General features: G+C 67.7%; 5 protein-coding genes and 2 pseudogenes. 3 read left to right on the forward strand and 4 right to left on the reverse strand.

What is annotated here, in order from left to right:
* Nucleotides 1-715 precede the first annotated feature (715 nt).
* On the reverse strand, nucleotides 716-1,933 hold the full coding sequence (locus tag ACIQFZ_RS42880) for an RNA-guided endonuclease InsQ/TnpB family protein (protein WP_402693940.1): 1,218 nt from the start codon (nucleotides 1,931-1,933) through the stop codon (nucleotides 716-718).
* Nucleotides 1,934-2,074: 141 nt separating this feature from the next.
* On the reverse strand, nucleotides 2,075-2,590 hold the full coding sequence (locus ACIQFZ_RS42885) for a hypothetical protein (protein ID WP_402693941.1): 516 nt from the start codon (nucleotides 2,588-2,590) through the stop codon (nucleotides 2,075-2,077).
* 137 nt (nucleotides 2,591-2,727) lie between these two features.
* On the opposite strand from ACIQFZ_RS42885, the gene ACIQFZ_RS42890 reads away from it, so the two are divergent.
* Entirely contained in the window at nucleotides 2,728-4,071 is a 1,344-nt protein-coding gene (locus ACIQFZ_RS42890) for a BTAD domain-containing putative transcriptional regulator (RefSeq protein ID WP_402693942.1), read from the forward strand.
* A 238-nt stretch (nucleotides 4,072-4,309) separates the two neighbouring features.
* Here the strand turns inward: ACIQFZ_RS42890 and ACIQFZ_RS42895 are convergent.
* Nucleotides 4,310-4,669 (reverse strand): annotated as a pseudogene (locus tag ACIQFZ_RS42895) (GntR family transcriptional regulator); the annotation flags it as partial.
* Between the two features lie 7 nt (nucleotides 4,670-4,676).
* Nucleotides 4,677-4,900 (reverse strand): annotated as a pseudogene (locus tag ACIQFZ_RS42900) (hypothetical protein).
* Nucleotides 4,901-4,966: 66 nt separating this feature from the next.
* Between ACIQFZ_RS42900 and ACIQFZ_RS42905 the strand changes: the two are divergent.
* Both ACIQFZ_RS42905 and ACIQFZ_RS42910 read left to right on the forward strand, forming a co-directional pair.
* On the forward strand, nucleotides 4,967-5,683 hold the full coding sequence (locus tag ACIQFZ_RS42905; RefSeq protein ID WP_402693944.1) for a GntR family transcriptional regulator: 717 nt from the start codon (nucleotides 4,967-4,969) through the stop codon (nucleotides 5,681-5,683).
* 112 nt (nucleotides 5,684-5,795) lie between these two features.
* A complete protein-coding gene (locus tag ACIQFZ_RS42910; RefSeq protein WP_402693943.1) occupies nucleotides 5,796-6,518 on the forward strand; it encodes a DUF6461 domain-containing protein in 723 nt (240 codons plus the stop codon).
* Nucleotides 6,519-6,853 lie beyond the last annotated feature (335 nt).

Consider the following 6,853-nt stretch of genomic DNA (forward strand, 5'->3'; position numbering starts at 1 on the left):
GAGAACTCCATGATCTACAAGCGCCGTGCCCGCTCTGCGTCCGGAGCCCACCACATGATCAAATCGGGCGAACGCGACTCTCCCCGGGGCCTTGCCCCTAGGTCCCGGCACCATCACGTGGGGTGGAGTTCCGATCTGAGCGGAGGTCACCCAGGACGCCCTGTGTAAGAAGAAACGCACCCGCCGAGAGTTCGGTACGAACAGGTCGTGCCAGACGCGTGCCAGATCGTACAGGGAACCGCGGGGAACACCGGGGAATCAACGGACCCGCCCGCCAGGCGTCAACACCCTTCCGCCGCAGGTCAGCCCCGCAGCGAGCCCTAGATCACCTTAGCTTCCCAAGCTGAGAGCGCGAGTTCGATTCTCGTCACCCGCTCCAGGAGAATCCCCAGGTCTACGACCTGGGGATTCTCCTGGAGCGGTAGGCGGTGCGCGCACCACAACCGCACCATTGGCTCTCCGGTGGCTCCTACTTGTGGTGCGCGTGGTCGCGGTTGCGGTGCTTCGCACGTTCGGCGCGTACGAAGTCGTCGAGCCCGGCGGCGACCTCTCGTTCACGCCGGCCAGGCATCAGCCACCACGAAAGAGACGTCCTGAGCGCCTACGCAGGCGTTCTGCCCGACTCCCTCACCACCCACTGACTCGTGGTGCGGCCCCGGTGCCCCAGGTACAGGCAGGCTTGACTTCCTCCCCGGGCTGAAGCTCGGGGATTCCCCTATGAGGGGGTTCGGCCGGTCGCCCGGCTTACGGGTTCCTGCTTCACGGACCGGCTGGTGCCGAGGTCTCCACAGGCTGAGACCGCATGTCCTGCGGCCTTGATGTTCTTCGCGGCGTTCACGTCGGCATGGTCACGGTGTCCGCAGCCTGCGGCTTTGCACCGGAAGACCGCTTGGCTCTCGCGGTTTCCTTCCGTGACGAAGCCGCAGGCGGAGCACCGCTGCGACGTGTACGCGGGGTTGACTTTCACCACGCGCGTGCCCGTGTACCGGGCGGCGTTGGTCAGGGCGAGTTCGAGGCGGTGCCACCCCTTGTCCAGGATGGCCCGGTTGAGCCCGGCCTTCTGGCGGACGTTGTGGCCGGGCGCGGCCACGGTGCCACACGCGCCGGCGGACATGTTCTTGATCCGCAGGTCTTCGAGGACCACCAGGGCGTTCCTCGCGACGATCCGGGCGGCCCTCTGCGCGCAGAAGTCCCCACGCCGGTCCGACACCCGGGACATGATGCGGCCCATGGCCGTGATCGTCTTGTGCCGGTTCGCGCTGCCGCGCTTGGACCGGGCGAGGCGCTGTTGCAGACGCCGGTACCGGACCATCTCGCCGGCCGTGATGAACGGCCGACCGTAAAAGTCGCCGTCCGAGGTGACGACGGCGGTCTTCACCCCCCGGTCGATACCCACAGCGGTACCGGGCATGGCGTGCCGCCCGGGAGTGACGGCCCGGTCGTCCACGAGGAACGACACAAACCACCGGCCTCCCCTGCGGGACACGGTCCCGGAACGGACCTCACCACCCAGGGGGCGCGACCAGCGGAAGCGGACCCAGCCCAGCTTCGGCAGCTTCACCCGGCCCCACTTGCGCCCCACCCGCTCCACCCTGATCTGCCGGGCGTCGGGGAACCGGAACGACGGCAACCAACGTGCCCTCGACCGCCACCGCACCCTGAACGTGCCATGAACCCGGCAGGCCCGGTCCAAATCCTTCAGCGTCTGCTGCAACGCATGCGACGGCGCCGCCTTCAACCACGGATGCTCACGCTTGGCATCGGCCAACTCGGCACACTGCGGCACGTAGTTCACCCACGCCCCGCGCCGCCGGTAATCCCGACGCTGCTCCAGCGCCGTGTTCCACACCGACCGGCAGATGCCGCCGAACTCCTCACACATCTCCTCTTGCTCGGGCGAGAGATCGAGCAGGTAACGGCGACCGGACAGCACGAGAACACCCCCCTCCGACCGGTGCGAGCAACATAGTGCACACCACTGACAACGCAGAGAACTCCGCCGCGCTGCGCGGCTCCGCGCCAAGGAAGAGCTAACCCCGTCCTGAAGAACGGGGCTTGCGCTCAAGAGATCCGGTCAGTCGATGCGGGCGCAGAGGTCGTCCGTTGCCCCGTGCACCAGGTTTACGGCCTTGTACCCGACGGAGCTGATGTCCATCGTGTACACCCCGTCGACGATGTACAGGCCGCGCGGCAAGTTGCCCTTTCCCTCACCGATGCCGGCCAGCACCGGGCCGCGCACGGCCCAGAACTGAGAGCCGTCGGTTCGGTGCTCGACGATGGCCGAGCCGCTCGCGTCGGCGTCGTAGAAGGCACCGGTCTCGGTGTTCGTGATCCGTACGACCAGATCACCCTTGTACGCGACGCGCCTCACGGTACCGTCGGGATAGGTGCCCAGTACAAGCTTCTTCACCTTGTCGATGACGGGTTCGCCGTGGACGGGGAAGTCGCACCGCAGCCCGGCGCCGACGTCCCACGACGTGGAAGGTGCCGGCTCCCACCCGGTGCCGGTGGCGGCGGGTGCGGCCGACGCGGGCTGTACTCCCATGAGCACGGCGGCAAGCACCAGCGGCGCGAGAACGGTTCGTCGCATGACTCTCCCTAAGCAGAGGGTTGAAAGGAAGGCTTCGCCGAAGAGGCGTACGCCAGTGTTTCGCCGGTCTCTGACCAAACCCTCACCACCACCGGCACGGACTGCGGACACTCGGCCCCACTAGGCTGTCGAGCGCCATGGAGTTCCAGTTGCTCGGTCCGTTCGCCGCCCGCCACGAGGGACGACAGGTGCTGGCAGGAAGCCGTCGCCAGGAGCGGCGTCTGCTGTCGGTCCTGCTGCTGCACGCGGGTCGCGCCGTGACGACCGAGCGCCTCATCGACCTGCTGTGGAACGGCGATGCGCCTGCCTCTGCCCGCGGCACCATCCACACCTACATAGGTCGGTTACGTGCCGCTCTCAAGCCGTACGGAGTGCCGGTCGAAACCCGGCATGACGGCTACGCCGTCGAGCAGGGCCCTCATACGATCGACGCGCAGGAGTTCACCTTCCTCGTCCGGCAGGCGGCCGATACCGGTGACCCCGCGGAGCAAGTCCGCATCTACGACTGGGCCCTCGGACTGTGGCAGGGCCCGCTGCTCGCCGACGTGGCCGACGACCAGCTGCGCACCCGCCTCGGCGGTCCCCTCGACGAGCTTCGCCTCTCCGCCGTGGAGCGGCGAGCGGAGGTCCAGCTCACCATGGGTCTTCACGACCGCGTCGTGGCGGATCTGGCACCGCTTGTCGAGGAGCATCCAGGGCGGGAACGGCTGGTCGCCGCCCAGATGACCGCTCTCTACCGCGGCGGCCGCCAGGCAGATGCCCTCGAGCTGTACCGCAGCACGCGTAAGGCGCTGGTAACCGAGTTCGGCATCGAACCGGGTGCGGAACTGCAGACGCTGCACGATCGCATGTTGCATGGCGACCACCGGCTGGACCGGCCTCCCGGACCCGTATACGCCGTGCGGGTCGGCGACCAATGGCTGCCATGGAGCACGAGCGGGCATCCCGCACTGGAGTTCTGCAACACCTACGCGGGCTGGGGCGGGGACCGGCTACCGGGATCGGAGTGGCTGCGAAGCTACGCCACGCTCGCTGTATGGGCCGGCCATATGGACCTGATCGAGGACCAGTTGGTCACCTGGCTGCGCGAACAGGCGCTGCGGCACCCCGATGAGGCTGCCGCAGCGCTCGCCGAGGCTCGGCAGTTCCGTACGAAGCTGTATGCCTGCCTGGCCGATCCGGGGGACGCTCGTGCCTTCAAGGCGGTGGCCGGCACCGTGGAGGACGCTGCCAGGCACTCGGTCTTCACCCGTGGCGAGGACGGTCTCGGACGCTGGCAGCCCTCCCCCTCCGCCCGTTTGCGGCTGCCCGTCTGCGCGGTGGCCCGTAGCGCGGGCGAACTGCTCGCGGATCCACGGCGCTTCATGGTTCGCAGCTGCCCCAGTGAGGACTGCGGCTGGCTGTTCCTCGACGCGAGCGGGCGCCGCAGATGGTGCAGCTTGGCGACCTGCGGCGCCAAACGGATGTCCAGCGGCCGCTGACGCAGGCACCGACCCCCTCACGCCACACCTCCGCTCGCGGGGAGAGGGCGACGATGGGCTGCTCCAAGCAGAGCACGTTCGCGGCTAACCTCCGCTCGTGCGGAGAGGACTGTCGGAGATCTGGGCCCGGACCAGGTCATCCTCCGGAAATTGATCGCGAATCGGCCATTCCCAAGCCCGTCGTGGCGGGTCCCCTGAGGCCGCTCGACGCCCGGCAGCCTGTAGTGCCTCTACTGACCAGGGGGCTGCCCGTGGGCACGTTCAGCAAGGTGGTTAGGTGCCCGTCTGCCTGAACCGTGGTGCTGCGGACGGTGACGCGTGGAGCCGTTTCAGCGGCGGTCCACGGGTCCAGCGTCCCCCATCCACCGACGCACATGATCTTGCGGAGTGGGCGACGAACGAAGTTCCCCTTGCCGTGGATCTTCTCGACGAGGCCTTCACCCTGAAGGACCGCGAGGGCACTCCGCAGTGTCACCGTGCTGCCCTTGTACCGGTCGGCGAGGCCGGCCTCGGACGGCAGGCGTTCCCCGGGCTTGATGCGACCGATCGTGATCTGGTGCAGGAGATCGTCGTCGATGTCGTGATGGCGAGAAGACACGGACCGATCACCGCCCTCTCAGCATCCGCACGGCGACGAGCCGCGTTCGCCTGTGTATGGTGAGCAACTCGCCGTACTCGAAGAGGAGTTACTTGGCGCCTTGAGGGAGTTGGAAGATGTCCCTCACCCGGCAGGCTTGGCGCCGAGTTGGATGATGTCGCCGCGCTGCACCGTGGTCACGGTGACCTCGATGTTGGAGACCAGCGCGCCGCCGAGCGCTCGTTCGCTCACGGCCTCACCTCCGCGGTCGTGGACCGGTCAGACGTCGAGTGGCACGGGCAGTCGCACGCCTCGTAGATCACCGGGAGGTCGACCGGCGCCGATGCCGGGGAGGACTCCGCGCAGGCCCGCGCCCAGATCGGCCAGGAGTGCGGCGTGGGCGAGAACGTGGTCCGCCGGGCACAGGAGCTGCTGATCTCCCAGGGTGTGCTGGAGGGCCGTGCCGGTTCGGGCACGTATGTCGCCGAGCCCCGGCAGCGGGTACGGATGGTCCGCTCGTCGGCGCGGGAGCGGCCCGACGGGTCGCCGTTCCGGGTGGACATGAAGGCCGTGGGCAGGCAAGGAGATTGGGAGAGCCGGACCGACGCCAAGGTGCCGGCACCGGCGGAGATCGCGGCGCGACTGGGCATCGCCGAGGGCGAGATGTGCGTCCGGACGACGTACGAGTTCCTGGCGGACGGCAGGCCGGTGCAGCTGTCGACGAGCTGGGAACCGTACGACCACACCGCCGACACTCTCGTCGTCCTCCCTGAGGGCGGGCCGCACGCCGGGTCGGGTGTCGTGAACCGGATGGCCGCGATCGGCATCACCGTCAGCCACGCTGTGGAGCAGCCGGAGCCCAGGCAGGCAACCACCAAGGAGGCGTCGCTGTTGGGCATCCAGAAGGCCGCACTTGTCACGCACATCCGGCGGACGTACTACAGCGACCAGGGGCGCCCCGTGGAGACCGCGGACATCGTGGTGCCCGCGGCTCACTGCGAGATCGTCTACGAGGTCCCGATCAACCGTCAGTAGAGGTGTCGGACGACGTCAGAATGTCAGCCGCCGTCGCCAGGTCCAAAGCGCGCCCCTGAGCGGTTTAGAAGAGCGCACCCCGGTGTCAGTGGGCGCTGGCAGGATGCGCCGCATGTTTTCCGCCGCCGCAGCCGATTACGGCTGGATACGTTCCTCGTCCTCGCTGTTCGCCTATGGATTGCAGGTCGGGTACACCCTGACGCTGGTGCGGGGAGTCTCGCCTTCGGAGTTGTTCCGGATCGTGGGGGCCCAGCGGCGAGGTGTGTGTCAGGGGCTCAACGAGCTCATCGAAGCACAGCAGGAGTTCTTGGACGGATACGAGGAGTGGCCCGAAGCCTTCCTCGCAGGAGCGTTCACCGCGCAGGGCGAGGGAGGGGACTGGACTCTCGCTCTGGAGTTCGGGGGCGATCTGGGCACGCGCCCGCGGCTTATGGAGGCACTCTCCGCCGGGACGCGTGCTGTCTCGCATTCGAGCAACGGGGGGAAGCCCATGGACTTCTTCCACTGGTACGAAGAGGGCGAGTTGCGGACCACTTTCGAGTGGCCCGCAGATAGGACCGGCAGCACTCCCGATGCCCTGAACCCTCTGATGCTAGAGGTCGGCCTCAACCCGTCGGGGGACGAAGATCCCGATATCGACAGGAAGGCAGCGGTCCTGGCGCTGACAGAGCGCCTCACAGGTGTACGGGTGACCGAGGAGCTACTGGCGGAGGTCGAGTACCAGGTGGGGGAAGTCCCGGAGGAACCCGTCGAGGAGTGGCAGAGCATCACCATCGACGTCACGGACGCGCACGGCGAGCGGACACACATACAGCTGCGACGAGATCAGCTCTGACACACGAGGTGTCGCCAACCACTGACACCCCTTGTTGACCGCGGTTGACCCCTGCATCTGGCACGGCGCCCGCCGTCGATCCGCCCGCCCCAGCGAGGAGTACCGGATCCCGACTGAAGAAGAGTGGGACGCCTTCCTCGCCCACCTCAGAAACGGAAGGTGTCCATCGGCACCTGCGCACGCGCCTTTGGGATCCCATGCATTCATGAGCACGCTTGCGCCAGATGCTCGCTCCTCCGACACGGCAGCTGTAGTTCTGGTCATGGCTGGTCCTGAAGAGCGTGTCGGCGCTGGTGGCAGGCTCGTGCGATGGCTTGATGGCGGCGGCGCCAGGC

This window comes from Streptomyces sp. NPDC093064, assembly GCF_044754605.1.
In the GTDB taxonomy this organism is placed as follows: Bacteria; Actinomycetota; Actinomycetes; order Streptomycetales; family Streptomycetaceae; genus Streptomyces.

Bases quoted from the DNA above. Each gene is read 5' to 3' on its own strand.
- ACIQFZ_RS42885 (WP_402693941.1), bottom strand. From the start codon at position 2,590: ATGCGACGAACCGTTCTCGCGCCGCTGGTGCTTGCCGCCGTGCTCATG.
- ACIQFZ_RS42890 (WP_402693942.1), top strand. From the start codon at position 2,728: ATGGAGTTCCAGTTGCTCGGTCCGTTCGCCGCCCGCCACGAGGGACGA.
- ACIQFZ_RS42910 (WP_402693943.1), top strand. From the start codon at position 5,796: ATGTTTTCCGCCGCCGCAGCCGATTACGGCTGGATACGTTCCTCGTCC.